Here is a 25,161-nt window from a genome sequence, read left to right as displayed (position 1 = left end):
CGCACGACGACGAGGGCAGTGGACCCGCTGTCGTGCTACTCCACTCGGCTGTCACCGACAGGGGGATGTGGTCGCCGCTGCTCCAGGGCCTCGCCGCCGGCCACCGTGTCATCGCGCCGGACCTGCGTGGCTTCGGCGAGACGCCGCAGCCGGGGGAGACGTACGCCGACGCCGACGACGTCGTGCACCTCCTCGACGAGCTCGGCATCGAGCGGGCTGCCGTCGTCGGCGCCTCCTTCGGCGGACGGGTGGCGCTCGAGCTCGCGACCCGTCATCCTGACCGGGTCTCATCGCTCGTCCTGCTCTGCCCGGCGTACCGCGGGCTCGAGGTCACCGACCCCGTCGTCCTGGCCTTCGGCGAGCGGGAGGACGAGCTGCTGGAGGCCGGTGACGTGGAGGGGGCCACCGCGCTGAACGTCGACCTCTGGGCCGGTCCCGAGGCCTCGCCGCAGGTGCGGGACGACATCGCCCGGATGCAGCGCCGTGCCTTCGAGGTGCAGCTCGCCGCCGACGAGCAGGACCCGCCGCCGCGGGCGGAACACATCGAGGTCGACCCGCGGGCCGTGACGGCACCGACGCTGGTCGTCGCCGGGGCCCACGACGTCGCGCACCACCGCGACATCGCCACCCTGCTGGCCCGCGAGGTGCCGGGCGCCGAGCTGGTCGAGCTCGCCTGGGCTGGCCATCTCCCGTCACTCGAGCGTCCCGACGAGACGACGGCGCTCTTGCTGCAGCACCTCGACACCTGACCTGTCCGCCCCATCGTCTAGTTTCGGGACATGACCGAGCCGGGTGAGGGGACGCAGCTGGAGCTCATCCAGCCTGCTGCCCGGCCTCGGCCGAAACCCAAGACGGGGGGCGAGCCCGTCGCCGAGGTCGACCCCGTGGCGTCCGTGCTCGTCGACACGGGGCTCGCGCACCTGGACCGACCGTTCGAGTACCTCGTGCCCGCTGTCCTGGCCGACGACGTCTCGCCGGGCGTGCGGGTCAAGGTGCGGTTCGCCGGACAGGACCTCGACGGCTTCGTCATCTCACGCACGGCCGAACCCGAACACGAAGGCCGCCTGGCGCTCATCCGGCGGGTGGTCTCGCCCGAGGCGGTGCTCACCCCACTGGTGCTCGCGACCGCCCAGGCGGTGGCGCGTCGCTACGGCGGGGTCGTGGGTGATGTGCTGCGGCTTGCCGTGCCGCCTCGCCACGCCGCTGCCGAAAAGGCCCTTGCGCTCGACGCACCTGACGTCGACGCCGTGCCGGTTTCCGTGTCCTCCGCCTGGAGCCGGTATGCCGTGGGGCCGGCCTTCCTTTCCCGGGTCACCGCCGGTGAGGGTCCGGCAGCCTCGGTGCTCGCAGCGCCGACGACCGAACCCACCGAGGACTGGCCGCGCCTGCTGGCCGACGCGGCGGCGGCAGCGTTGGCCGGCGACCGCGGCAGCATTCTCGTGGTTCCCGACGCGCGCGACGTCGTGCGCGTCGAGGCCGCGCTCACCGAACGCCTCGGCAAGGGGCACCACGTCCGCCTCACCGCGGACCAAGGGCCGCAGGCCCGCTACACGGCATACCTGAAGCTGGTGCGCGGTCACGCGCGCGTTGTCGTCGGCAACCGGGCGGCGGCGTTCGCCCCGGTGCGTGACCTCGGTCTGGTCGCATGGTGGGACGACGGCGACGACCTTCACGACGAGCCGCGGGCGCCCTACCCGCAGGTGCGGCAGGTGGCCCGGATCCGCGCCGAGCTCGAAGGGGCCGCGCTGCTCAGCGCTGGGTTCACCCGCAGCGCGGCGCTGGCGCAGTGGTGCGCGGAAGGTGTCGTCGTCGGCCTCGATGTCGACCGGTCCGCGCTGCGCAAGGTCGTGGCCCGGGTGCGCGTCGCCGGTGAGGGGTCCGACCTGGCCCGGGATCCCGCAGCCGCCCGAGCGCACCTGCCGTCGATGGCCTGGCAGGTCGCCAAGGACGCTCTCGCTCGCGGACCCGTGCTCGTGCAGGTGCCTCGACGCGGCTATCTGCCCTCGCTCTCGTGCCAGGACTGCCGACGACCGGCGCGCTGTCGGGTGTGTGCTGGTCCGCTCGGACTCGCGGGTCCCGGTCAGCCGCCGACCTGTCGCTGGTGCGGAGCGGTCGAGACTCGCTTCGAGTGCTCGCACTGTGGGTCCCCACGGTTGCGCTCGTCGGTTGTCGGCGCGCGCCGGACGGCCGAGGAGCTGGGGCGAGCGTTCCCGGGTGTGCCGGTGGCGACCTCGGGCGCCGGAGCCGTCGTCGACCATGTCGATGCCAAGCCGCGCCTCGTGATCTCGACGCCGGGTGCCGAGCCCGTTGCCGACGGCGGGTATGCCGCCTGCCTGCTCCTTGACGCGTGGGCCCTGCTCGACCGCCCGACCCTGGACGCGGCCGAGGAGTCGCTGCGACGGTGGATGAACGCTGTCGCACTCACCCGCGGTGCGGCTGATGGGGGAGTCGCTGTGCTCGCGGGGGTTCCGACGCACACGACTGTCCCTGCCATCGAAGCGCTCGTGCGCTGGGACCCGGCGTGGTTCGCCGACCGCGAGCTGGCCGAGCGCACGGAACTCTCCCTGCCCCCGACGGCGCGAGTGGCGACGCTGACCGGTGCCCGGGCCGCGCTCCAAGCCGCCGTGACCGAGATGCGGCTGGGGGAGTCCGTGCGGGTCCTCGGCCCGTTGCCCGTCGACGCCGAGACCGAGCGGATGGTGCTCAGTGCACCGCTGTCCGACGGCCCGGCCCTCGCGGCCGAGGTGGCGGCGATGCGGGCCCGTCGCTCTGCGCGCAAGGACACGGCGCCCCTGACCGCTCGGCTCGATCCTCGCGACCCTTCGTAGACTGACCTGCGTGACGAGCCAGAGCTGCAACCCCCGATGAGGCTGGTCTTCGCCGGCACCCCCGAGACCGCCGTGCCCGCCCTCGAGGCCCTGCTGGCCTCACCGCACGAAGTCGTCGCGGTCCTCACCCGACCCGACGCCCGTGCGGGTCGCGGTCGCACCCTGCACCCCTCGCCGGTCAAGGCCCTGGCGGTCGAGCGTGGGATCGAGGTGCTCACGCCGGTGTCTCCGCGTGACCCGGAGTTCCAGGAGCGGCTGCGTGAGATCGCGCCCGATGCGTGCCCCGTGGTCGCCTATGGCGCGCTCCTTCCGCCTGACGTCCTGGACATCCCGGTCCATGGCTGGATCAACCTGCACTTCTCGGTGCTCCCGGCCTGGCGCGGAGCCGCCCCGGTGCAGCGCGCCATCATGGCCGGCGACGAGGCCACCGGTGCCACGACGTTCGTCATCGAGGCGGGCCTCGACACTGGACCTGTCCTCGGGCTGATGACCGAGACGATCCGCCCTGACGACACCTCCGGTGTGCTTCTCGACCGCCTGGCCCACGCCGGCGCGGGTCTGCTCGTCGCGACGATGGACGGCCTCGAGAGCGGCGACCTGCACGCCGTGCCCCAGCCCGCCGAAGGCGTCTCGCACGCCGCGAAGCTCACGACCGCCGATGCGGAGATCACGTGGACGACGCCGGCGTATGCCGTGAGTCGCCACGTGCGCGGGTGCACCCCTGCGCCGGGTGCGTGGACGACCTTTCGGGGCGAGCGGCTCGGAATCGGTCCCTTCGTCGTTGCCGGCGCTGATGCCCTCGAGGCCCGAGAGAGCTCGGAACCGTTGAGCCCGGGGGAGGTCCACGTCACCAAGAAGGCAGTCCACGTCGGCACGGCGTCCGGTGTGGTGACTCTCGGTGAGGTGCGCCCCCAGGGCAAGAAGCCCATGGCGGCCGCTGACTGGGCCCGGGGCGTGCGGATCGACGCGCGTGAGGTGCTCGGTCGCGCCACTACGCTGACCTGATGCCCGCCCCCGACTCCGCCCAGCCCCGACGCCCCCAAGGACGCTCGGGCCCCCGTGGCAGCCAGCGCTCCCTGCAGAAGCCGAGCGAGCGCGCGAAGCACGCCGAACCGGCACGGCTCGCGGCATACACACTCCTTCGGGCGGTCGATGACGGCGCGTACGCGAACCTCGAGTTCCCGGCCATCATTCGTCGCCACAAACTGGACTCGCGCGACGCGGCATTCGCCACCGAGCTGGCCTTCGGGACGCTGCGGATGCAGGGCTTCTACGACGCCGTCATCGAGCGGGCGGCCGATCGCTCGACATCCACGATCGACAGCGGCGTCCTCGACGTCCTCCGGCTCGGGGCCCACCAGCTGCTCGGCATGCGGGTGCCGACGCACGCCGCGGCCGACCAGACCGTCGGGCTCGCCCGCACCGTGAGCGGCGCAGGGGCCAGTGGCTTCGTCAACGCCGTGATGCGCCGGATCAGCGAACGCACCCGCGAAGAGTGGGTGACCCAGGTCGTTCCCGAGGGCGGCTCGACGGCAGCGCTCGCCGTGGAGTACTCGCACCCCGAATGGGTCGTGAGCGCCCTGCGTGGCGCCCTCCTCACCGGGGGTCGGGCCACCGCCGAGACCGTCGACGGCGAGCTGCGCGAGCTCCTCGACAGCGACAACATCCCCGCCAAGGTGAGCCTCGTGGCCCGCCCCGGCCTCGCGACGGTCGACGAGCTCGTCGATGCCGGTGCCACGGCCAGTGCGACCTCACCGTTCGGGGCCGTCCTCGAGCACGGCGAGCCCGGCGCCATCGCCGCGATCCGTGACCGACGCGCCGCGGTCCAGGACGAGGGATCGCAGCTCCTGTCCGCCGCCCTCGCCATGGCCCCCGTCGACTCCGACGTGCCCCACCGCTGGCTCGACCTCTGCGCCGGACCCGGTGGCAAGAGCGGCGTCCTCGGAGCGCTCGCCGTCGAGGCCGACGCCGACCTCGTCGCCGTGGAGATCAGTGACCACCGCGCGGACCTCGTCCGCAGCACCCTCGAACCCGTCATCGCGCTGGCCAGGGCCGCGGGGCGGCGCATCGAGGTGCGCACCACGGACGGCCGCGAGGTCGGAGAAGCCGAGCCGGCGGCATACGGGCGCGTTCTCGTGGATGCGCCGTGCACGGGTCTCGGCGCGCTGCGTCGGCGACCCGAAGCCCGGTGGCGTCGCCAGCCGAGCGACCTCGTCCAGCTCGGCCCGCTCCAGCGCGACCTCTTGCGCAGTGCCCTCGATGCGGTCGCTCCGGGTGGACTCGTCGGCTACGCCACGTGCAGCCCGCACCCGGCCGAGACGACCTTCGTGGTGCGCGACGTGCTGAAGAAGCGCGACGACATCGACGTCGTCGACGCTCGCGAGTTCTTCCGCGACGCCTCCGGCGAGGTCCTCCACGACCTCGGCGACGGCCCGTCGGTGCAGCTGTGGCCGCACGTGCACGGCACCGACGCGATGTTCTTCACGCTGCTGCGCAAGAAGGCCTGAGGGTCCTCGGGCCGGCTGCCGTCCCACCCGTAGGCTGCTCGCGTGCAGATCTCACCGTCGATCCTCTCCGCCGACTTCGCCAACCTCCAGTCCGAGCTCGAGGCGATCTCGAACGCCGACTGGGCGCACGTCGACGTCATGGACAACCACTTCGTCCCCAACCTCACGCTCGGGCTGCCGATCGTCGAGTCGCTGCTCAAGGTGTCGCCGATCCCGCTCGACTGCCACCTCATGATCGAGGACCCCGACCGCTGGGCTCCGGCGTATGCCGAGGCCGGCGCGCAGTCGGTGACGTTCCACATCGAGGCCGCGCGCGACCCCCAGACGCTGGCCCGTGCGCTCCGCGCCGCCGGTGCCCGCGCCGGCATGGCGATCAAGCCCGGAACCCCGTGGGCGCCCTACGCCGACCTGCTGCCCGAGCTGGACATGGTGCTCGTCATGACCGTCGAGCCCGGCTTCGGGGGGCAGTCCTTCATGGCCGACCAGATGGCGAAGGTGGCCGAGGTCCGCCAGGCCGTCGAGCGCCACGGCGGCGAGATCTGGATCCAGGTCGACGGGGGAGTGTCCGCCAAGACCATCGAGAAGTGCGCCGAGGCCGGGGCCGACGTGTTCGTGGCCGGGTCGGCGGTCTACGGCGCCGAGTCCGCTGCCGGTGCCGTCAACGAACTCCGCTCTCTCGCAGCGTCACACGCCCACTGACCGTGGTCGACCAGGTGCTGGAGTCACTTCCCGCCGGTGCGACGCTGCGCGGTCGCGAGCTCGTCGGTGAGGAGCTCAACGGTTTCAGCTGGGAGAGCGCCAGGCTGATCGACTGCGTCTTCGAGGAGTGCACCTTCACGAGCTGCAACTTCTCGATGACGGACCTGACCGACACCCGCTTCGTCGAGTGCACCTTCCTTGGCTGCAAGATGCTCGCGGTCAACTGGACGGTCACAGGAGCGGGTTCTCTCCTGGCGCAGCCCCTGCGGTTCGAACGCTGCCGCCTCGACGGGACGACGTTCGCCGGTCTCGACCTCAATGCCTTCGTCTTTCGCGACTGCGTCCTCACCGACGTCGACTTCACCGATGCCGACCTGCGTCGTGTCGACTTCGGTGGCTCGGAGCTGTCGGGGGCCCGTTTCTCCAACACCGACCTGCGCGACACCGACCTGCGGGGCACCCGTGGGCTCGCCCTCGATCCACGGGACAACCGACTCAAGGGCGCGCGCCTCGACCTCGACGCCGCCCCGGGGCTGCTCGATGTCTTCGGAGTCACCTTCCCCTGACGCCCAGTCCGACGGTGGGCGATGTCACGGTGGACAGAACTGCGGAGTCGGGGGTCGGCTGCGGCATACTGGGTTCTGACGTGCTCCGGGGTCGGTGCAATTCCGAACCGGCGGTGACAGTCCGCGACCCGACCGCAGCCAGCGGTCGGTTGACTGGGTGGAACTCCCAGACCGACGGTTAAAGTCCGGATGGTAGGCAGCACGCGACAGCGGGACCTTTCGGGGTCGCGCCGTCCGGCGTCATGCGTCGACGGCACCCGCTGCACGTCCCCCGGAGCTCGACCACCAGGTCTCGAGCACGAGGGCAGGACGAATGCAGGAGCACAGCACGACCGACGAGCAGTGGATGCTGCGCGCCCTGGTCGTGGGGGCGTTCGGACCCGAGTCCGACGCCAACCCGCGCGTCGGCTGTGTCCTTGTCGACCCCGACGGCGCGCTCGTCGCCGAGGGGTGGCACCAGGGTGCGGGCACGCCCCACGCGGAAGCCGCCGCCCTCGCAGCCGCAGGCGAGCGCGCGAAGGGCTGCACGGCATACGTCACGCTTGAGCCCTGCAACCACACCGGACGAACCGAACCGTGTTCGCACGCCTTGGCTGCCGCGGGAGTTTCACGCGTCGTGTATGCCGTGAGCGACCCGAACGCGTCCGCCGCCGGCGGTGCCGCGTGGCTGGCTGAGCGGGGTGTCGCGACCGAGGGCGGCCTGCTCGAGGCCGAGGCGACGGCGCTCAACCGCAGCTGGTTGCATCGCATCCGGACGGGTCGCCCCTGGGTGACCTGGAAGCTCGCGGCGACCCTCGACGGCCGCAGCGCGGCGGCCGACGGGACGAGCCAGTGGATCACCGGGCCCGAGTCGCGGCAGGACGTCCACGAGCAGCGCGCGCGTTGCGGGGCCATCATCGTGGGCACCGGCACGGCCCTCACCGACGACCCCCGGCTCACGGCACGCCGAGCCGACGGCACCCTGCACGACCACCAACCGCTGCGCGTGATCATGGGGCTGCGCGACCTTGCTCCGGACGCGCGCGTCTTCGACGACTCGGCGCAGACGGTGCACCTGCGCACCCGCCAGCCGCGTGAGGTCGTTGCCTACCTCGCAGAGCGCGAGATCCACCACGTCTGGCTCGAGGGCGGGCCCACCGTGGCAGCCGCCTTCATGGCCGACGGACTCGTCGACGAGATCGTCGCGTACATCGCGCCCGTTCTGCTCGGCCGCGGTCGCCAGTCCGTGAGCGACCTGGGCATCACGACCATCGCCGACGCGCTCCGCCTGGAGCCCACCGACACCCGAATCATCGGGCACGACATCCGCATCACCACCATCCTCGAGGAGTCCCGCTGATGTTCACCGGCATCGTCGAAGAACTCGGTCAGGTCGACCGCATCGACCTGGGCGACGAGTCCGCACGCCTCACCCTGCGCGGCCCGCTCGTGACGAGCGATGCCGTCCACGGCGCGTCCATCGCCGTCAACGGCGTCTGTCTCACGGTGGTCGAACATGACGTCGACGCGGGCTGGTTCACCGTCGACGTCATGGCAGAGACGTTGTCCCGCAGCGGTCTTGGCGAGCTCGTGGCCGGAGCGCCGGTCAACCTCGAGCGCGCCATGGCCGCCTCGAGCCGCTTCGGCGGGCACATCGTCCAGGGGCACGTCGACGGCACAGCTGTGGTCCTCGAACGCGTCCCGGGTGATCGCTGGGAGGTCGTCACCTTCACCTTGCCCGCGGACCTCGCGCGCTACGTCGTCGAGAAGGGCTCGATCACCGTCGACGGCGTCAGCCTCACGGTCTCGGCCATCACCGACGACACCTTCAGCGTCTCGCTCATCCCCACAACGCTCGCCCTCACGACGCTCGGCCACCGGGTCGTTGGCGACACCGTCAATCTCGAGGTCGACGTCCTCGCAAAATACGTCGAACGCCTGCTCACCTCCAAGGAGATCTCCGCATGAACATCTTCACCCGGCTCTACGAGGCGCACCTGACCATCGCCGGCCACCCCATCACCTGGCGCGAGATCGTGGGCAACGCCTTCGGTTTCGCCTCGGCCATCGGCGGGCTGCGGCGCCGCGTCTGGGCCTGGCCCATCGGGATCGTTGGCAACGTCCTGCTGTTCACCGTGTTCATCGGTGCCACCTTCGATGCCCAGGCGCAGCAGCCCCTGTTCGGTCAGGCCGGACGGCAGGTCTTCTTCATCCTGACGAGCATCTACGGCTGGTGGCGTTGGAACGAGCACCGCAAGGCCCGCGGTGACGCGAACGCCGCTGCGATCACGCCGCGCTGGGCCACGGTCCGCGAGCGGACGGCATACCTCGTGGCAGCCGTCGCAGGCGTGCTGGTCTTCCAGTGGGTGTTCTCGGTGATCGGGGCCGGCTGGCCCGCGCCGCGCTGGTACTTCTGGTGCGACGCCTGGATCTTCGTCGGCTCGATGGTCGCGACCTATGCGATGGCCCGCGGCTGGAACGACTTCTGGCTGGCCTGGATCGCTGTCGACCTCGTCGGAGTGCCCTTGCTGTGGCACTCGCAGTACTACCCGACGGCGATTCTCTTCGTGGTCTATGGAGTCCTGGTGCTCTACGGCTTCACGGTGTGGCTCAAGGCCTCTCGCGAGGAGAAGGATCCCGAGCGCGAGCTGGTCGAGGTGAACTCATGACCCGGCTCTCGACGATCGAGGAGGCCCTTGAGGCGCTTCGCGGCGGTCGTCCGGTGCTCGTCACCGACGACGAGGACCGTGAGAACGAAGGCGACGTCATCCTGGCTGCCGAGACCCTCACGGACGAGTGGATGGCCTGGACCATCCGCCACTCCTCGGGCTACGTCTGCGCCCCCATGCCGGACGAGGTCGCCGACCGACTGAACCTCCCACTCATGGTGAGGGAGAACGCGGACCGGTTGCGGACGGCATACACGATCACGGTGGACGCAGCCGAGGGCGTGACGACCGGCATCAGCGCGGCTGATCGCGCGCACACGGTGCGCCTCCTCTCGTCGACCACGGCGACGGCCGAGAGCTTCATCCGGCCCGGCCACGTCGTCCCGCTGCGGGCCCGCGACGGGGGAGTGCTCGCCCGTCGTGGCCACACCGAGGCGGCCGTCGACCTGTGCCGACTCGCCGGACTCGAGCCGGTCGGTGCGATCGCCGAGCTCACCCACGACGACGGCACGATGATGCGTCTTCCCGCCGTCCTCGACCTCGGCGCCGAGCACGACCTGCCCGTCATCACGATCGAGCAGCTGGTGGCCCACCGACAGCGTCACGACCGGGTCGTCCGCCACGCGACCACGACGCTGCCGACGGCCGACGGGGTCTTCACGGTCCACGCCTACCGCGACACCCTCACCGGCGATGAGCACCTCGCGCTCGTCAGCCCGCTGGGCCTCGGAGCCGGCTCGGTCCTCACCCGCTTGCACAGTGAATGCCTCACCGGTGACGTCTTCGGCTCGGCACGCTGCGACTGCGGCCCCCAGCTGCGTCGGGCCCAGTGCCGCGTCGCTCGCGAGGGCGGCGTGGTCGTCTACGTGCGTGGCCACGAGGGTCGGGGTGTCGGCCTGGCCGACAAGATCGCGGCGTATGCCGTGCAGGACACCGGTGCTGACACCGTCACCGCTCAGGAGGAGCTGGGTCTGCCGATCGACGCCCGCGACTACTCAGCCGCGACCGCGATCCTCCATGACCTCGGGGTGAGCGCGGTGCGACTGCTCACCAACAACCCTGACAAGGTGGCGGCCGTCCGCTCAGCCGGCATCGACGTCGCGACCATCGAGCGCCTCCAGGTCGCCCCAGTGGCGACGAACGCGGGCTACCTGCGCACCAAGCGCGACCGGCTCGGGCACGACCTCGTGCTCGACTCCCACGACTCCTCGGAGGCAAGCGCATGAAAGCCGGAGCACCTGAGGTCCTCCCCGACGGGACCGGACTGCGGGTCGCCATCGTCGCCGCGTCCTGGCACAAGGCGGTCATGGACGGACTCGTCAACGGAGCCGTCGACGCGCTCACCGAGGCCGGGCTGCCGGATGTCCCGGTGATCCGCGTCCCCGGCACCGTCGAGCTGTCAGTGGCGTGCGCCCGCCTCGCACCCCACTACGACGCGCTCGTTGCGCTCGGGGTCGTCATCCGTGGCGGCACCCCGCACTTCGAGTACGTCTGCAGCGGAGTCACCCATGGCCTCACCGACGTGAGCATCCGCACCGGTGTCCCCATCGGTTTCGGTGTCCTCACCTGCGACACGGCCGAGCAGGCCCTGGCGCGAGCGGGCCTGCCGGGGTCGAGCGAGGACAAGGGCGCGGAGGCCGCTCAGGCCGCCGTGGCCACCGCCGTGACCTTGCGCGACCTGGCCCCTCGTACGATTGACGCGTGAAGACCTTCGACGCGCTGTTCGCCGAGCTCACCGACAAGGCCGCGACCCGTCCGGAGGGATCGGGCACCGTCGCGGAGCTGGACGCGGGCGTGCATGCCATCGGCAAGAAGATCGTCGAGGAAGCCGCCGAAGTCTGGATGGCCGCCGAGCACGAGAGCGACGAGCGCGCGGCTGAGGAGATCTCCCAGCTGCTCTACCACCTGCAGGTCCTCATGGTCGCCAAGGGTCTGACCCTCGACGACGTCTACACCCACCTCTGAGACACGAGCCCCTCATGCTGCGCATTGCCGTTCCCAACAAGGGTTCCCTTGCTGACCCCGCCGCCGAAATGCTGCGCGAGGCGGGCTACCGCACGCGTCGCGACTCCAAGGAGCTCGTCGTCAACGACGAGGCCAACGGCGTCGAGCTCTTCTATCTCCGCCCGCGCGACATCGCCGTCTACGTCGGCTCCGGCACCGTGGACTGCGGCATCACCGGTCGCGACCTGCTGCTCGACTCGGGCAGTGCCGCGACCGAGGTCATGACGCTCGGCTTCGGTGGTTCGACCTTCCGGTATGCCGGCAAGCCCGGAACCGTCTCGGCCGTCGCTGACATCGCGGGTCGCCGGGTGGCCACGAGCTACCAGGGTCTCGTCGAGAAGCACCTGGCCGAGCACGGTGTTCAGGCGCAGGTCGTGCGCCTCGACGGTGCCGTCGAGACGGCGATCACCCTGGGTGTCGCCGATGTCATCGCCGATGTCGTCGAGACTGGCGCAACGCTTCGCAGCCAGGGCCTCGAGGTCTTCGGTGACCCGATCCTGCGCAGCGAGGCCGTGCTGATCCGCCGTGACGGGAGCCACGAGGACTCGGGCATCGAGGTGCTGCACCGACGCATGCTCGGTGTCGTCACGGCTCGCCACTACGTGATGCTCGACTACGACGTTCCGGCCGCGCTCGTCGATGAGGCCTGCGCGATCACGCCCGGCCTCGAGTCGCCCACGGTCTCGAACCTGCAGAATCCGGACTGGAAGGCCGTGCGCGCCATGGTCCCGAGGTCCGTGACGAACCAGGTCATGGACCAGCTCTGGGAGATCGGTGCCCGGGCCATCCTCGTCACTGACATCGCGGCGTGCCGCCTGTGACCGACGAGGTCTCGAGGGCGCCGTTCCGGTCACGTCGTGGCCGGACCATGGCGATCGTCATGGGGGTCCTGTCGGTGGTGCTCTTCACCGTCCTCGCCCTGCTCGTGGCGGGTCCGGACGCGGGGGGCGACTGGGTCATCGCCGACCGGCTCATGATGGGTGTTCTCGGCGTCGCCATTGCTGGCGTGCTGTGGCGCTGGGCCAGCGTCAGGGCCGTGCCGGGCGACGAGGGGCTCACGATCCAGAACCTCGTCGGCCGCCGGGACATCGCGTGGGACGAGGTCGCGGACGTGACCTTCGACGAGGGCGACCCGTGGGCGACCCTGCACCTCAAGGACACCGAGTCCGTTGCGGTGATGGCGATCCAGCGCGCCGATGGCGCCTCGGCCCGCTCCGAGGCCCAGCGCCTCGCCGACCTCGTGGCCGAGTCCCGCACCCACCCCTGATCGAAACCCTCTTCGTTCCCCGCACGGACAGACGTCGCTGCGCTCCGCTTGTCCGTGCGAAACCCTCTTCGTGCTCCGCACGGACAGACGTCGCTGCGCTCCGCTTGTCCGTGCGGAGCACGAAGACGCTGGGCTCTGGCTCAGACCCATGCAGGTCGGCGGGCCGATGGAGATGCGGCGGTGCCACCGGCAATCCTCTTCGTGCCCCGCACAGACAGACGTCGCTGCGCTCCGCTTGTCCGTGCGGGGCACGAAGACGCCAGATGTTGTCCGTGCGGGGCACGAAGGCGCCAGATCTTGTCCGTGCGGGGCACGAAGCCGCCGGATGATGTCCGTGCGGGGCACGAAGTCGGCGGGGCGGGGTCAGCGGACGGGGGCTCGGCTGGGTTTGAGGGTCAGGGTGGCGGCGAGCTGGGCAAGCATGAGCAGCGCCAGGACCAACCAGATCGCGGAGTAGCCGCCGGTGAGGTCTCGCACCGCGCCCATCGTCGTCGGCCCCATCGAGGCGACGGTGTAGGAGACGAGGAACGCCATCGCCGTGAAGCGGGCAGCGGCAGCCGGCGACACGGCATACCGGACGAGCAGGACCAGACCGATGGCGAAGGACGCACCCTGAGCGGCGCCCAGCAACAGGGCCCACACCCACGGCGCAGCCTCGGGAGCAGCCCAGACGCCCGTCTGGCCGGCGAGTCCACACAGCCCGGCGCCCACGAGCGGGATCCGCCAGTCGCCCACGCGGTCGGTGATCGCGGGACCGACGAGGCCCGAGACGAACTGCGCACCGGTGAAGACAGAGAGCAGCAGCCCGGCATCCCGGGCGTCCCAGCCATGGCCGACATAGGTGGGGGAGAGCCACGCCAGGGTCGAGTAGAACTGCCATGACTGGATCGCGAGGAAGCCAGCGACCAGCCAGGCAGTCGTGCTGCGCCAGGGCAACCGGTGACCGACGTCGGCAGGGTGCTGGTCGTGATCTCCACCGCGGTGCACTGCTCGGTCGACCGGGAGCCAGAACACGACTCCGACGGCCGCAACGATGCCCCAGAAGCCGAGCGAAAGGTCCCAGTCGCCGAGAGCCCCGGCCAACGGCACCGAGACGGCGGCGGCCACGGCGGCGCCGCCCATCATCGCGAACATCTGCAGACCGGTTGCCAGTCCGGCGCGCCCGGCAGGGAAGAAGCCCTTGAGCATCCCCGGCAGCAACGTGCCGGCGAGCGCGATGCCGGTTCCGGCACACAAGGTGCCGAGATAGAGCGCCACGGCCTCGTGCCCGAAACCGCGCACGAGGTTGCCGACAGCCACCGCCACCATGGCGAGCGAGATGCACCTGGCCACGCCGATGCGCAGCCCGAGCCGAGCGGCGGCGGGAGCCAGGAGCCCCATGCAGAGCACGGGCAGCGTCGTGAGCACCCCGAGCCAGACCGAGCTCAGGCCGAGGTCGTCCCGGATGCGCGGCAACAACGGCGGCAGCGACGTCATGAGCGTGCGCATGCTCAGCGAGACGGCGATGACGCCGACGATGACGAGCGTGAGCGACGGGCCACCGGGCGCATCGGCGGGCACGGGCGACTTCTCCGCGAGACCGGTGTCCACGCGAAGGTCAGCGTCGTCGCGACCGGGGGACACGGCATACAACTGTCGTTCCTGGTCGGCCCACACGTCCCAGTGCGAGGCGAACACGTCCCCGTCGCGGGCGATCGCGCGCTCCCTGCGCTCGTCATGGGGAGCCTCGACCCAGATGCTCGCCGACGCCTTCGCGCCAGCGATCGCAAACGCTCCGACCCCTTCGAGGACGACGACGTCGGCGCGCGGCACGGCCCGATCGGGCTCGCGCACCTCGTCCTCCCAGTCCCAGGCGGGGTGGCTGGGGGGTTCGCCGCGCGACCAGGCATCGACGAGAGAAGTACGGGCCAGCGACACGGTCGCGAGGAGACCGGTCCACCCCTGGTGCATGTCGTCGACGTGGAGCACGAGGGCGTCGAGGTCTCGCCCGAGGTCGGCGGCGAGCGTCGTCTTGCCGGATCCGCTGGGCCCGTCGATCGCGACGACGGTGACAGCGCCGCAGCGGGGTCCGCGTTCGGCGACGAGTCGCTCCACCTCGGTCGTGAGGTCGTCCACGTCGGTCACTGCTTCGATCGCCACGCCCACAACCCTAGGAGGGCGTCGACTCATCCTCGTCGGCGCCGTCGCTCGTCCGAGCAGAAACAGGCACATAGCCGCCCGTCTCCTCCAGGGGCACGCCAGTGAGGAGGAGCAGGTCGACCACCATCGACCGAACCTGCGCCCGGATCACCTCTCCGGACAGGCCGGAGGCCGGGTCGATCGCAGCGCTGCGCTCGCCCAGCCGGCGCAGCCCGGGCCGTGCCGACACGGGCTCGTGGCGTTCGTGCAGCTCGCGGGCGATGTCGTCGCACGACCGCGCGAGGTCGTCGATGAGGGCGACGTATGCCGGTGGGACCACTTCGTGACGCCGCGTCCCGACCGCGGCCCGCCGGACCAGGACCCGCAGGTTGCGGATGCTCCGGTCGAGTGGCTCGAGCAGGTCGGCGATCGCCTGGACCCCGGGAAGGTGGCGCCGGCGGAAGGGGGAGAGCCGCACCACCGCGACGCCTTCGGAGGCCAGTGACTGGAGCTCGACGAGCATTGACTCCGAGGCCCGTGCCCGCTCGAGGGTGCGGGTGGCGAGGGCGGTGTCGTGCGTTCGGAGGACCCGGGCGGTCTCGGTCAGGATTCCGGAGATCTCCTCGACGACCCGGGCGGCCTGCTGTCGTGGTCGGTGCAGCCCGGTCGCCGGGGCGAGGGCGCTGATGGCGAGCGCGACGCTGCCACCGATGACCGCGTCGAGCCAGCGCGTGAACGCCTGACCTGGCGCGGCCACGAGGGTCGTGATGATCGCTGCCTGCACCCCCGCCTGGATGGTGATGAGCAGCCCGGCGCCGAAGAGCGACGCGATGGTCATGGCCAGCATGATGACGATGAGCAGCTGAAGGACTCCGCTGCCGAAGAGGTGGGCGAAGATGTCGCCGATGAGGACGCCGATCGCGACGCCGACCATCACCTCGACGGCCCGCCGGACCCGCTGTCCGTAGGACAGGCCGAGCGAGATGATCGCCGTCACGGGGGCGAAGAACGGCAAGGGGTGGTGGAAGACGTCCTTCGCGAGCCACCACGCCAGGGCTGCCCCGACGCCGCACTGGAGGATGAACGCGAGCCGACCGGAGAGCCGGTCGGTGCGGATGCGAGCCTCGATGCGCGATCGCGCAGCGACGCGGGAAGGCAGGTCGGAGGCGGACGGCATACCCCGCATCATTCCCTGCCGGATAACCTGCGCACGTGAGCGTCGCCATCCGTGTCATCCCGTGCCTCGACGTCGATGCCGGACGCGTCGTCAAGGGCGTGAACTTCGAGAACCTGCGGGACGCCGGCGATCCCGTCGAGCTCGCCCGCTCCTACGGCGAGCAGGGCGCCGACGAGCTGACCTTCCTCGACGTGACCGCAAGCAGCGGCGACCGGGCGACGACCTATGACGTCGTGCGGCGCACCGCCGAGCAGGTCTTCATCCCGCTCACCGTCGGCGGGGGAGTGCGCACCGTCGACGACGTCGACCGACTCCTGCGCAGCGGCGCCGACAAGGTGGGCGTCAACACCGCCGCCATCGCCCGCCCCGAACTCATCGCCGAGACCGCGGATCGCTTCGGATCGCAGGTCCTCGTCCTCTCCGCGGACGTGCGGCGGCGTCGCAACAACGACGGCACGGTCAGCGACGACGTCGAGGTGACGACCCATGGAGGTCGCACCGGCACCGGCCTCGACGCGATCGAATGGTGCGTGCGCGCAGCCGAGCTCGGCGCCGGCGAGATCCTGCTCAACTCGATGGACGCCGACGGCACGAAGGCCGGCTTCGACCTCGACCTCATCGCGCGGGTGCGTCGCGAGGTGACGATCCCCGTCATCGCCAGCGGTGGCGCCGGGGCCGTCGAGCACTTCGCGCCGGCAGTGCGTGCCGGTGCCGACGCAGTGCTCGCGGCGAGCGTCTTCCACTTCGGCGACCTCACCATCGGGCAGGTCAAGGACGCACTGCGCGCCGACGGCCACCCCGTCCGCTGATCAGAGTCCGAAGCGGGCCGTCTCGAAGCGCGCGATGGCCTCGTCGTCACCCGTCAGGTCGATCTGTGCGACCTGACGACGCCCGTATGCCGTGAGCAACAGTTCCAGCGGCGCTCCCGTCACGTGGACGGTCGCGTCGCCACTGCGGACGGTGAGCGCGCCACGGCCGGGCGCGTGCAACTCGACACCGTCGGGCGCCTTGCGGAAGAGGAGCCGTCCCATGCGGGAGAGCAACGCCCACGCAGCGGCCTCGAGGTGGGGCGTGGGTTCGCGACGGGGACCGGGAGTGCCGTCACCACGCAGGACGTCCTCGTGGTGGACGACCATCTCGGCGAGGTTGACGGCGTTGTCGATGACGGCGAGCTGGGTCGGGTGCCAGCTCGGCGGCCCCGAGCGCACGGCCTCGATGAGGGCGGGCCACGGCTGCGCGGCAACCTTGGCCTGCTCGCGCTCGGTCCGCTCCGCCATGAAGGGCAGCCAGATGCCCGAGGCGAGGTCGGGGCGACCTTCCCGGATGACGAGGTGCGCCGCAAGGTCACGGGTGGTCCACGGCATACACAGGGTGGGTGCGTCCGGGCCCACGGACTCGAAGGTCTCGCACAGGTCGAGACGCTCCCTGCGTGCGATGTTGGTCGAGGGTTCCGTCATGGACCCATCCTCGCGCCAAAAGTCCCGCGCGGCACAATGGCGGACGTGCCCGACCTCGACCCCGCTGTCTCCAACCGCCTGAGCTTCGATGACGCAGGCCTCGTTGCCGCGATCATCCAGCAGCACGACACAGGTGAGGTGCTCATGCTCGGCTGGATGGACGTCGAGGCCGTGCGCCGCACCCTGAGCGAGGGTCGCGTGACGTTCTGGTCGCGCAGCCGGCAGGAGTACTGGCGCAAGGGCGACACCTCGGGCCACGCCCAGTACGTCAAGTCGGTCGCACTCGATTGCGACGGCGATGCGCTGCTCGTCCGGGTCGAACAGGTCGGTGCGGCCTGCCACACGGGGGATCGCACGTGCTTCGACGCGGGCGCCCTGGACGTCGTCGTCGGGGAGGTCGGCCAGTGAACCCCAGTGAGCAGCCGCAGCCCTCGCCCGACCTGAGTTTTGGCGCCACCTGGCCCTCGCTCGACCTCTTCTCGGTGCTCGCCGAGGGACGACGGGTCATCCCCGTGGTGCGCCGCCTCATGGCCGACGCCGAGACGCCGGTCGGTCTCTATCGCAAGCTTGCCCAGAACCGCCCGGGCACCTTCCTCCTCGAGTCGGCCGAACACGGCGGAGTCTGGTCGCGCTACTCGATCGTCGGAGTCGCCAGTCGCGCAACGCTGACCGAGAAGGACGGCGAGGCGCACTGGATCGGCGAACCTCCGGTCGGTGTCCCCACAACAGGACTTGCCACGGAAGCGTTGCGGGACACCGTTGCTGCGCTCGCGACCGACCCGATCCCCGGGCTGCCGCCGCTCACCGGGGGCATGGTCGGGATGATTTCCTACGACGCCGTCCGCCGTTGGGAGAAGGTCCCGTCGACGACACCCGACGTCCTGCACATCCCCGAGATCGCGATGATGCTCGCCACCGACCTCGCCGTGCTCGACCACACCGACGGCTCGGTCCTCCTCATCGCCAACGCCGTCAACTACGACGCCACCGACGAGCGGGTCGAGGACGCCTGGGCCGACGCCGTCGCCCGGCTCGACACGATGACCCGGGCCCTGGGCGCGAGCGCCGACAGCACGGTGTCGCTCGTCGAGACCGACGTCGTCGACAAGGCGCTGGAGACGGTCAGCACCAACCTCACGCGAGACGAGTACGAGCAGATCGTCGAGAACGCCAAGGAGGACATCCGCGCTGGCGAGGTCTTCCAGGTCGTTCTCTCACAGCGCTTCTCGATGCCGTGTCCCGCCGACGCGCTGGACGTCTACCGCGCCCTGCGTGCGGGCAACCCCAGCCCCTACATGTACCTGTTCCGGTTCACGCGACCCGACGGCACGGCATACGACGTCGTCGGTAGTTCGCCGGAGGCGCTCGTCAAGGTGACGGGGACGCAGGCGATCACGCACCCCATCGCGGGGTCGAGGCCTCGTGGCAAGTCGCCCGAGGATGACGTGCGTCTGGCCGAGGACCTCCTCGCCGACCCCAAGGAGCGCTCCGAGCACGTCATGCTCGTCGACCTCGGCCGCAACGACCTCGGACGGGTCTGCCAGCCGGGCACGGTCGACGTCGTCGAGTTCATGGACGTGCGCCGCTACAGCCACGTCATGCACCTCGAGTCCACCGTGGTGGGGCAGCTGCGTGCCGGTGTGCGGGCCTATGACGTGCTCGTGTCGACCTTCCCGGCCGGCACGCTCTCGGGCGCGCCCAAGCCGCGGGCGCTGGCGCTCATCGAGGGCTACGAGCCCTCGCGCCGTGGGGTCTATGGCGGCGTCGTCGGCTACCTCGACTTCCACGGAGACCTCGACATGGCCATTGCCATCCGCACCGCCCTCATCGACGGCGGAACCGCTCACGTCCAGGCCGGTGCGGGCATCGTCGCCGACTCGGTCCCGCGCACCGAACACCAGGAGTGCATTGCCAAGGCCACGGCGGTGCTGCGTGCCGTGGCAACGGCCTCGGCCCTCAGGAGAGTGCCGTGAACGCCCTGCGGCGCCGCGGCGTTCTCGTTCTCCTCGTCATCCTTGGCGCGTTCCTTGTGGTCGTCGTGGCTTCGCGCACCTGGCTGACCGGGTCCGTTGACGACGTCGTCCTCGGTGCCAGGTCGGTGGATGCGACCGGGGCGCAGGCAGCCGGGGGAGTCGTCGCCCTGGCTCTCGTCGTCGTCGCCGGTGCCGTGGCGTCGGCCACTGCCGGGCCGCGGGCCCGCATCGTCGCTCTCGTCCTCACCGCCCTGGCCGTGGTGACCGGGATCGCGAGCGTCGCCCGAGTGCTCCTCGACCCAGGGTCGGTCCTGGGGCCGATCGCCGCGGCGGCGGCCGGCCGCACCGGCTCCCTGGAGACCCACTCGAGCGTCAATGCCTGGCCCTGGGTCGCCCTGCTCGGATTCGTTGTGGCTGGCCTTGCTCTCGCCGGCCTGACGCGGGTGCGTCGCGTCGCCCCCGGGCTGTCGTCCCGCTACGAGGCACCCGGTCGCGCGCCGGAGAGCGACTGGGACCAGCTCACCGCCGGAGACGACCCCACCGATGTCGGTCAGACACCGCGAACCTGACACAATGACGCGCGAACTCACATCTTTTCGGGAGGCATTCATGGCTGAGCACGACGACGACAACCACGGCAACAGCGTGGCGGCCTGGGTCATGGTGGGCACCGTGCTCGTCGCTTCGGCCATCATGGCCATCGCGATGATCTTCCCCAACGTCCCGCTGTTCGTCGGCGGCGCCGTGCTCGTGATCGTCGGGCTCGTCGCGGGCAAGGTGTTGGCCCTCGCGGGCTACGGCATCAATGGCGACATCGCGCGCCGCGACACCAACCTCTCCTGAGCCGGCGCCGATGACCACCGTGCTCGACGCCATCGTCGCCGGTGTGCGCGAAGACCTTGCTGTCCGGGCCGAGCGGGTCAGTCTCGATGATCTCGAGCGAGCGATCTCCGAGCTCCCCGGTGCCATTGACGCCGAGGAGCGGCTGCGCGCCGACGGCCTCTCGCTCATTGCCGAGGTTAAGCGGGCCAGCCCCAGCAAGGGTGCCCTCGCCGACATCCCGGATCCTGCGTTCCTCGCTCGTACCTACGCCGAGGCCGGCGCCACTGCCATCAGCGTGCTCACCGAGCAGCGCCGTTTCGGAGGCAGCCTCGACGACCTCGATGCCGTGCGCTCCGCCGTGTCGATCCCGGTGTTGCGCAAGGACTTCATGGTCACGGACTACCAGCTGTGGGAAGCCCGCGCGCATGGTGCCGACATCATCCTGCTCATCGTCGCCTCACTCACCGACGAGGAGCTCGTCCGCATGCACAGCCTCGCCCACGACCTCGGCATGACAGCACTCGTCGAGGTCCACGACGAGGGTGAGACGCAGCGTGCCGTCGATGCTGGCGCCCGGGTCATCGGGGTCAACGCCCGCAACCTCAAGACCCTCGAGATCCACCCCGACACCTTCTCGCGTCTCGTGCCGCTCATCCCTCCGGGGATCGTCACCGTGGCCGAGTCCGGCATCCGTGGCGCAGAGGATGCAGCCATGTATGCCGCCCAGGGCGCTCAGGCCGTGCTCGTCGGCGAGACGCTCGTGCGAGGCGTGGACCCGTCGGTGGCCGTCCGCGACATCATCGCGGCCGGCGCAGGGAGCCCCGCATGACCGCCGGACGGTTCGGTGAGTTCGGCGGACGCTACGTCCCCGAGGCGCTCATCCCTGCTCTCGAGCAGCTCGACGAGGCTCGCCTCACGGCGATGCAGGACCCGACGTTCCAGGCCGAGCTCGACCAGCTGCACCGCACCTACACGGGTCGGCCGAGCATCATCACCGAGGTGCCCCGGTTCGCCGCACACGCCGGTGGCGCCCGCGTCATCCTCAAGCGCGAGGACCTCAACCACACCGGCTCGCACAAGATCAACAACGTCATCGCCCAGGCGCTGCTCACCAAGCGCATGGGCAAGACCCGCGTCATCGCCGAGACCGGCGCCGGCCAGCACGGCGTCGCCACCGCGACCGCAGCCGCCCTCATGGGCCTCGAGTGCCGGGTCTACATGGGCAAGGTCGACACCGAGCGCCAGGCGCTCAACGTCGCGCGCATGCGCATGCTCGGCGCCGAGGTCGTCGCCGTCGAGCACGGCAGTGCCACCCTCAAGGACGCGATCAACGAGGCCCTGCGTGACTGGGTCACCAACGTCGACAACACCCACTACCTCATCGGTACGGTCACGGGCCCGCACCCGTTCCCCGAGATGGTGCGCGACTTCCACCGCATCATCGGGGTCGAGGCGCGCGAGCAGGTGCTCGAGCTCACCGGTCGACTTCCCGACGCGGTCGTGGCGTGTGTCGGTGGCGGATCCAACGCCATGGGCATCTTCCACCGCTTCATCGAGGACGAGGGCGTCCGGCTCGTCGGCGTCGAGGCCGGTGGTGAGGGCCTCGAGGGCCGTCACGCCGCCCGATTCGCCACCGCGGTGCCCGGGGTCCTCCACGGCGCGATGAGCTATCTCATGCAGGACGAGGACGGTCAGACGACCGAGTCACACTCCATCTCGGCTGGTCTCGACTATCCGAGCGTCGGGCCCGAGCACTCCTTCCTTCGCGACACGGGCCGCGCCGAGTACGTCTACGCCACCGACGATCAGGCCATGGAGGCCTTCGGGCTGCTCTGCCGCACCGAGGGCATCATCCCTGCGATCGAGTCGGCCCACGCGCTGGCCGGCGCCATGGTCCTCGGGCGAGAGCTCGGGCCGGAAGGCACGATCCTCGTCAACCTCTCGGGACGCGGCGACAAGGACATGCACACGGCAGCCGAGTGGTTTGGTCTCGTTGACGACGTCGTCGAGGACGAGATCGTCCCGTCGGGTGAGTCCCAGGAACCGGGCGCCTCCGGCGACGGACGGACTCAGTTGTGAGCGCGAATCTTGGCGTCAGTGACGTCCTCGCGAAGTGCAAGGCAGAGGGGCGCGCTGCGCTCATCGGCTATCTTCCGGTCGGCTTCCCCGACGTCGAGGGCTCGATCCGCGCCATGGTGGCGATGGTCGAGTGCGGCGTCGACATCGTCGAAGTCGGTCTCCCGTACTCCGATCCGCTCATGGACGGCCCTGTCATCCAGCACGCCGTCGAGACTGCCCTCGCTGTTGGCAGCCACGTCGCCGACGGGTTCCGCGCGACGCAGGCGGTTCGCGCCGCCGGCGCTCCCGCGCTCGTCATGAGCTACTGGAACCTCATCCTTCGTCGTGGAGTCGATCGGTATGCCGCGGAGCTGGCTGCCGCTGGCGGCGCCGGTCTCATCACGCCGGACCTCATCCCCGACGAGGCGGACGAGTGGATCGCAGCCAGCGAGCGCGAGGGCCTTGATCGCGTCTTCCTCGTCGCGCCGAGCTCCACACCGGAGCGCCTGTCCCGCGTCACCCACGCCTGCCGAGGTTTCGTCTACGCCGCCTCGACAATGGGGGTCACGGGGGAGAGGACCAGCGTCGGCTCCTCGGCCCGCGAGCTCGTCGACCGGACGAAGGACGTCACCGACCTGCCCGTGTGCGTCGGCCTCGGTGTCTCCAACGGTGACCAGGCCGCAGAGCTGGCCCAGTACGCCGACGGCGTCATCGTCGGCACCGCCTTCGTCAGAACTCTCAGCGGTGACGGGGAACTCGGGGCCCGCCTCGACGCGTTGCGCGAGTTGACGACTGATCTGGCCAGGGGAGTGAGGGAAGGAGCGAGGTGAGCACTCGTGTCGCGGACGGCCTCGGGCTGATCGCCCGTCTCGTCCTCGGCGCAGTCTTCCTCGTCGCCGGTGCCCTCAAGGTCACCACCCCCGAAGCCCTGGCCACCGCCACGCAGGCCTACCAGGTCCTCCCACACGACCTCGCGGCCTACGTCGGTTATGCCCTGCCGATCGTGGAGATCATCCTCGGGCTGCTGCTCATCCTCGGGCTCTTCACCCGGGCATCGGCGGTCATCACGTCGCTGCTGCTCGTGGCGTTCATCATCGGCATCGCCCAGGCCTGGGCGCGTGGCCTGACCATCGACTGCGGCTGCTTCGGCGGTGGCGGCACGGTGAGCGCCGACCAGACGTCCTACCTGCCGCGCATCCTTGAGGATCTCGGGCTGCTCGCGTGCGGTGTGTGGCTCTCCTGGCGCCCGAAGTCCCTCTTCTCCCTCGAACGCGTGTTGTTCGGCTCGGCCGCGCAGCCCACCTGACCCTCACCTCCCACCACCGCATTGCCCAAGGAGCCGAGCACCATGGCGAAAAAGATGACAGGCCCGGCCAGCGCGCGCCAGGCGAAGATCGAGGCGGCCCGCAAGAACGACAACGGCGCCGGCGTCAGCAAGATCATCGTCGCCGCCGTGGTCGTCGTCGTCGCGATCATCGCGGTCGTCGGGGGAGTGGTCATTGCCCAGGAGAAGAAGCAGGACCGGGTGGGGACGAGCACCGCGGTCCCGGCAGCGGCCGGCGCCATGGGTGAGGGCTTCGTCGCCAACAAGGACGTCACCCTTGCCGCGGGTGCGCCGACCCTCGATGTCTACGAGGATTTCCAGTGCCCGGCCTGCGCGCAGTTCGAGCGGATCATGGGCAGCACGGTCACCGACCTCGCCGCGCAGGGCAAGATCAAGCTCGTGTACCACCTCAAGACGATCATCGACGGCAACACCGGCACCACCCACTCCCTGACGATGGGCAACGCCGCGATGTGTGCTGCTGACGCCGGCACGTTCCAGCCGTTCCACGACGACGTCTACGCCAACATGCCCGCGCAGGAGGGGGAGGGCTGGACGCAGGCCCAGACCAAGGCCTTCGCCGAGAAGGCGGGGATCTCGGGCAGCGCCCTGGACACGTGGACGACCTGTGTCAACGACAAGAAGTACACCAAGTACGTCCAGTCGACCGAGGACGCATCGAACAGGGCCGGCATCACCGGGACCCCGACGGTCCTGCTCGCAGGTGCGAAGGTCGACTTCAACCAGGTGTCCGACGCGGCCGCTCTCACGGCGGCCGTCGAAGCGGCCACCAAGTGATGTTCCCAGCCAGCATGCCGAGCCCCACGGCGGGCGTCCTGCACCTCGGACCGCTGCCGATCCGCGGCTACGCCCTGTGCATCCTTCTCGGCATCGTCGTCGCCGTCTGGGCCACGGATCGCCGGCTCCGCGACCGCGGAGGTGAGCCGGGGCAGGCACTCGACGTCGCGGCATACGCCGTCGTGTCCGGCATCATCGGCGGGCGTCTCTATCACGTCATCACGACGCCGGAGCCCTACTGGGGCAAGGACGGCCACCCCATCGATGCGCTCAAGATCTGGGAAGGCGGCCTCGGTATCTGGGGGGCTGTCGCTCTCGGTGCGCTGGGCGCGTGGTTCGGCTGCCGCCGGGTCGGTGTGAGATATCTCGACTTCGCCGACGCAGCCGCACCCGGCATCGCGGTCGCCCAGGGCATCGGCCGCTGGGGCAACTGGTTCAACAACGAGCTCTACGGCGGACCGACCGACCTGCCCTGGGGCCTCGAGATCCACAAGTGGGACGCCTCGGCCGGTCGCGCCGTCACCGACGCCAACGGTGACGCCATCATCCAGGGCGTCTATCACCCGACCTTCCTCTACGAAGCCATCTTCGTCATGCTCCTCGCCGTGGTCCTGCTGCTCATCGAGCGCCGCCGGAAACTGGCCCCCGGGCAGCTCTTCGGGCTCTACATCGCGGGCTATCCGATCGGCCGGATCATCATCGAGAAGATGCGCACCGACGAGGCCGAGCTCATCCTGGGGCAGCGCCTCAACGTCTGGACCAGCATCATCGTGTTCCTCATCGGCATCGCGATCGTGGTCCACACGGGTCGACGGGCCCGGACCAAGGCCGCGGCCACACCCCAACCATCCACGATGTGAGATACGTCCGCTCGCATTGCAAGACGGACGTGGGATAGCATCCGTCGAAACGTGG

28 protein-coding genes and 1 riboswitch are annotated in these 25,161 nt (G+C 70.4%); of the genes, 25 read left to right on the top strand and 3 right to left on the bottom strand.

Annotation, left to right across the window (positions count from 1 at the left end; genetic code table 11):
* The first annotated feature begins 32 nt into the window (after positions 1 to 32).
* The 14 genes from JNB_RS03865 (at position 33) to JNB_RS03800 (ending at position 12,519) form a co-directional block, all read left to right on the top strand.
* On the top strand, positions 33 to 749 hold the full coding sequence (locus tag JNB_RS03865; RefSeq protein WP_237700607.1) for an alpha/beta fold hydrolase: 717 nt from the start codon (positions 33 to 35) through the stop codon (positions 747 to 749).
* A gap of 30 nt (positions 750 to 779) precedes the next feature.
* Positions 780 to 2,828: a primosomal protein N' gene (locus JNB_RS03860; RefSeq protein ID WP_009775101.1), complete on the top strand. Its 2,049-nt coding sequence runs from the start codon at positions 780 to 782 to the stop codon at positions 2,826 to 2,828.
* 36 nt (positions 2,829 to 2,864) lie between these two features.
* Positions 2,865 to 3,833 (top strand): methionyl-tRNA formyltransferase, encoded by a 969-nt coding sequence (gene fmt, locus JNB_RS03855; RefSeq protein ID WP_009775100.1) that lies wholly within the window; start codon positions 2,865 to 2,867, stop codon positions 3,831 to 3,833.
* Positions 3,833 to 5,335 (top strand): RsmB/NOP family class I SAM-dependent RNA methyltransferase, encoded by a 1,503-nt coding sequence (locus tag JNB_RS03850; protein ID WP_009775099.1) that lies wholly within the window; start codon positions 3,833 to 3,835, stop codon positions 5,333 to 5,335. The genes fmt and JNB_RS03850 overlap by 1 nt, the downstream gene beginning before the upstream one ends.
* 42 nt (positions 5,336 to 5,377) lie before the next feature.
* Positions 5,378 to 6,034, top strand: coding sequence for a ribulose-phosphate 3-epimerase (gene rpe, locus JNB_RS03845; RefSeq protein WP_009775098.1), 657 nt, complete (start codon positions 5,378 to 5,380; stop codon positions 6,032 to 6,034).
* A gap of 2 nt (positions 6,035 to 6,036) precedes the next feature.
* A complete protein-coding gene (locus JNB_RS03840; protein WP_009775097.1) occupies positions 6,037 to 6,600 on the top strand; it encodes a pentapeptide repeat-containing protein in 564 nt (187 codons plus the stop codon).
* Positions 6,601 to 6,676: 76 nt separating this feature from the next.
* Positions 6,677 to 6,807: riboswitch (FMN riboswitch) on the top strand.
* A gap of 106 nt (positions 6,808 to 6,913) precedes the next feature.
* Positions 6,914 to 7,939: a bifunctional diaminohydroxyphosphoribosylaminopyrimidine deaminase/5-amino-6-(5-phosphoribosylamino)uracil reductase RibD gene (ribD, locus tag JNB_RS03835; RefSeq protein WP_009775096.1), complete on the top strand. Its 1,026-nt coding sequence runs from the start codon at positions 6,914 to 6,916 to the stop codon at positions 7,937 to 7,939.
* A complete protein-coding gene (locus JNB_RS03830; RefSeq protein ID WP_009775095.1) occupies positions 7,939 to 8,547 on the top strand; it encodes a riboflavin synthase in 609 nt (202 codons plus the stop codon). Before ribD ends, JNB_RS03830 begins: the two co-directional genes overlap by 1 nt.
* On the top strand, positions 8,544 to 9,248 hold the full coding sequence (gene pnuC / locus JNB_RS03825) for a nicotinamide riboside transporter PnuC (RefSeq protein WP_009775094.1): 705 nt from the start codon (positions 8,544 to 8,546) through the stop codon (positions 9,246 to 9,248). Before JNB_RS03830 ends, pnuC begins: the two co-directional genes overlap by 4 nt.
* On the top strand, positions 9,245 to 10,474 hold the full coding sequence (locus tag JNB_RS03820) for a bifunctional 3,4-dihydroxy-2-butanone-4-phosphate synthase/GTP cyclohydrolase II (RefSeq protein ID WP_009775093.1): 1,230 nt from the start codon (positions 9,245 to 9,247) through the stop codon (positions 10,472 to 10,474). The genes pnuC and JNB_RS03820 overlap by 4 nt, the downstream gene beginning before the upstream one ends.
* Positions 10,471 to 10,953, top strand: a complete 483-nt coding sequence (gene ribH, locus JNB_RS03815) for a 6,7-dimethyl-8-ribityllumazine synthase (protein WP_009775092.1) — start codon at positions 10,471 to 10,473, stop codon at positions 10,951 to 10,953. Before JNB_RS03820 ends, ribH begins: the two co-directional genes overlap by 4 nt.
* Entirely contained in the window at positions 10,950 to 11,213 is a 264-nt protein-coding gene (locus JNB_RS03810) for a phosphoribosyl-ATP diphosphatase (RefSeq protein WP_009775091.1), read from the top strand. The genes ribH and JNB_RS03810 overlap by 4 nt, the downstream gene beginning before the upstream one ends.
* Positions 11,214 to 11,227: 14 nt before the next feature.
* Positions 11,228 to 12,073 carry an ATP phosphoribosyltransferase gene (gene hisG, locus JNB_RS03805; RefSeq protein ID WP_009775090.1) on the top strand — a complete coding sequence of 282 codons (846 nt, stop codon included), beginning with the start codon at positions 11,228 to 11,230 and terminating at the stop codon, positions 12,071 to 12,073.
* Positions 12,074 to 12,120: 47 nt separating this feature from the next.
* Entirely contained in the window at positions 12,121 to 12,519 is a 399-nt protein-coding gene (locus tag JNB_RS03800) for a PH domain-containing protein (protein WP_148232244.1), read from the top strand.
* A 363-nt stretch (positions 12,520 to 12,882) separates the two neighbouring features.
* Here the strand turns inward: JNB_RS03800 and JNB_RS03795 are convergent, their stop codons facing one another.
* Together JNB_RS03795 and JNB_RS03790 are read right to left on the bottom strand one after the other, a co-directional pair.
* On the bottom strand, positions 12,883 to 14,658 hold the full coding sequence (locus JNB_RS03795) for an MFS transporter (RefSeq protein WP_237700606.1): 1,776 nt from the start codon (positions 14,656 to 14,658) through the stop codon (positions 12,883 to 12,885).
* Between the two features lie 10 nt (positions 14,659 to 14,668).
* The gene (locus tag JNB_RS03790) at positions 14,669 to 15,814 is read right to left on the bottom strand and encodes an aromatic acid exporter family protein (RefSeq protein WP_009775088.1); all 1,146 of its coding nucleotides are present in this window, start codon (positions 15,812 to 15,814) and stop codon (positions 14,669 to 14,671) included.
* Positions 15,815 to 15,849: 35 nt separating this feature from the next.
* On the opposite strand from JNB_RS03790, the gene hisF reads away from it, so the two are divergent.
* Positions 15,850 to 16,623, top strand: coding sequence for an imidazole glycerol phosphate synthase subunit HisF (gene hisF / locus JNB_RS03785; RefSeq protein WP_009775087.1), 774 nt, complete (start codon positions 15,850 to 15,852; stop codon positions 16,621 to 16,623).
* Here hisF and JNB_RS03780 read toward each other — a convergent pair whose 3' ends face one another.
* Positions 16,624 to 17,271, bottom strand: coding sequence for a TIGR03085 family metal-binding protein (locus JNB_RS03780; protein WP_009775086.1), 648 nt, complete (start codon positions 17,269 to 17,271; stop codon positions 16,624 to 16,626).
* A 36-nt stretch (positions 17,272 to 17,307) separates the two neighbouring features.
* Between JNB_RS03780 and hisI the strand changes: the two genes are divergently transcribed.
* From hisI to lgt, 10 genes are read left to right on the top strand one after another with little or no spacing between them, the layout of a single operon-like run.
* Positions 17,308 to 17,679, top strand: a complete 372-nt coding sequence (gene hisI / locus JNB_RS03775; protein WP_009775085.1) for a phosphoribosyl-AMP cyclohydrolase — start codon at positions 17,308 to 17,310, stop codon at positions 17,677 to 17,679.
* A complete protein-coding gene (locus JNB_RS03770; protein WP_009775084.1) occupies positions 17,676 to 19,244 on the top strand; it encodes an anthranilate synthase component I in 1,569 nt (522 codons plus the stop codon). The genes hisI and JNB_RS03770 overlap by 4 nt, the downstream gene beginning before the upstream one ends.
* Positions 19,241 to 19,813, top strand: coding sequence for a Trp biosynthesis-associated membrane protein (locus tag JNB_RS03765; protein WP_009775083.1), 573 nt, complete (start codon positions 19,241 to 19,243; stop codon positions 19,811 to 19,813). Before JNB_RS03770 ends, JNB_RS03765 begins: the two co-directional genes overlap by 4 nt.
* 40 nt (positions 19,814 to 19,853) lie before the next feature.
* The gene (locus JNB_RS03760) at positions 19,854 to 20,087 is read left to right on the top strand and encodes an HGxxPAAW family protein (protein ID WP_009775082.1); all 234 of its coding nucleotides are present in this window, start codon (positions 19,854 to 19,856) and stop codon (positions 20,085 to 20,087) included.
* Between the two features lie 10 nt (positions 20,088 to 20,097).
* Entirely contained in the window at positions 20,098 to 20,895 is a 798-nt protein-coding gene (gene trpC, locus JNB_RS03755; RefSeq protein WP_009775081.1) for an indole-3-glycerol phosphate synthase TrpC, read from the top strand.
* A complete protein-coding gene (gene trpB / locus JNB_RS03750; protein WP_009775080.1) occupies positions 20,892 to 22,145 on the top strand; it encodes a tryptophan synthase subunit beta in 1,254 nt (417 codons plus the stop codon). Before trpC ends, trpB begins: the two co-directional genes overlap by 4 nt.
* Entirely contained in the window at positions 22,142 to 22,954 is an 813-nt protein-coding gene (trpA, locus tag JNB_RS03745) for a tryptophan synthase subunit alpha (RefSeq protein WP_009775079.1), read from the top strand. Before trpB ends, trpA begins: the two co-directional genes overlap by 4 nt.
* A complete protein-coding gene (locus JNB_RS03740; RefSeq protein WP_009775078.1) occupies positions 22,951 to 23,430 on the top strand; it encodes a MauE/DoxX family redox-associated membrane protein in 480 nt (159 codons plus the stop codon). Before trpA ends, JNB_RS03740 begins: the two co-directional genes overlap by 4 nt.
* 42 nt (positions 23,431 to 23,472) lie before the next feature.
* Positions 23,473 to 24,246: a thioredoxin domain-containing protein gene (locus JNB_RS03735; protein ID WP_083784369.1), complete on the top strand. Its 774-nt coding sequence runs from the start codon at positions 23,473 to 23,475 to the stop codon at positions 24,244 to 24,246.
* A complete protein-coding gene (gene lgt, locus JNB_RS03730; RefSeq protein ID WP_009775076.1) occupies positions 24,246 to 25,106 on the top strand; it encodes a prolipoprotein diacylglyceryl transferase in 861 nt (286 codons plus the stop codon). The genes JNB_RS03735 and lgt overlap by 1 nt, the downstream gene beginning before the upstream one ends.
* Positions 25,107 to 25,161 lie beyond the last annotated feature (55 nt).

Origin of the sequence: Janibacter sp. HTCC2649 (assembly GCF_000152705.1) — a bacterium.
Classification (GTDB): Bacteria; Actinomycetota; Actinomycetes; order Actinomycetales; family Dermatophilaceae; genus Knoellia.
Note: the sequence above shows the minus strand (reverse complement) of the source record. Positions and strands in the feature narration are given on the sequence as shown.